Here is a 1095-nt window from a genome sequence, read left to right as displayed (position 1 = left end):
TCATCTTGTGGACCCTTCGAAAATCACGTCTACTCTCGTCTTTTGGGCGAAGAGCGTGAGTGCGACGCAAAGAGGTTCCCTGATGAGCTATCTGGACGAAATCGATGATCCGCGCAAGCCGAGTAACGGCACCTTGCACGACTTCCGGGAGATCCTGGTGATCCTGATCGCCGCCGTGCTCTCGGACTGCGACACGGTCGAGGACATCACCTTCTGGGCGCGCACCAAGGAGGCGTGGTTGCGCCGCTTCCTCGTGCTCAAGAACGGTATCCCGTCCGAGGAGACCTTCCTGCGGATCCTGCGCGCGCTCGATCCGAAGCAGTTCGAGAACATGTTCCGGTGCTGGGTGGGCGGCGTGGTCGGTGCGCTCAGCGACGATGCGGGCCTGGCCGGCACGATCGCAATCGATGGCAAGACCGTGCGCGGCTCGGGCACGGGCGGCGAGAGCGCGATCCACATGGTCAGCGCCTTTGCCACCGAGCTGGGACTGGTGCTCGGCCAGGAGAAGGTCGCCGCCAAGAGCAACGAGATCACCGCGATTCCGGAGCTGCTGGAGGCGCTCTCGATCAAGGGGTTGCTGGTCACGATCGACGCCATGGGCTGCCAGAAAAACATTGCCAAACAGATCGTTGCGAAGAAGGGCGACTACCTGCTGATGGTCAAGGGCAACCAGCCCAAGTTGCTCGAAGCGATCGAGATCGCCTTCATCGACCAGCACGGCGTCGAGTCGGTCGACCGCAGCGCGCTGGTCGAACGCGGCCACGGCCGCACCGTCGGGCAGATCGCTTCGGTGCTCTCGGCCAAGGGCATCGTCGATCCGGGCGACTGGCCAAAGTGCGTCACGATCGGGCGCATCGACTCCATGCGGGTGGTCGGCGACAAGGAGTCCGATCTGGAGCGGCGCTACTACATCAGCTCGCGCGCCCTCTCCGCCGCGCAACTGGCTGCCGCGGTGCGAGCGCATTGGGGCGTGGAGAACCGGCTTCACTGGATCCTCGACGTCAGCTTCAGCGAGGACGCCAGCACGGTCGCCAAGGACAATGCGCCGCAGAACCTGTCGATGCTGCGCAAGATCGCGCTCAACATCATCCGCGC

Annotated in this window: 1 protein-coding gene; it reads left to right on the top strand. The window is 63.9% G+C overall.

Annotated elements, in window-relative coordinates:
- Window positions 1–82: 82 nt before the first annotated feature.
- Window positions 83–1095: ISAs1 family transposase (locus KF759_RS14225; RefSeq protein WP_291226503.1), on the top strand; the 1013-nt coding region annotated here is incomplete at its 3' end.

The sequence above is a fragment of the Dokdonella sp. genome (assembly GCF_019634815.1).
Classification (GTDB): Bacteria; Pseudomonadota; Gammaproteobacteria; order Xanthomonadales; family Rhodanobacteraceae; genus Dokdonella_A.
This window is presented reverse-complemented; position numbering and strand designations above follow the sequence as displayed.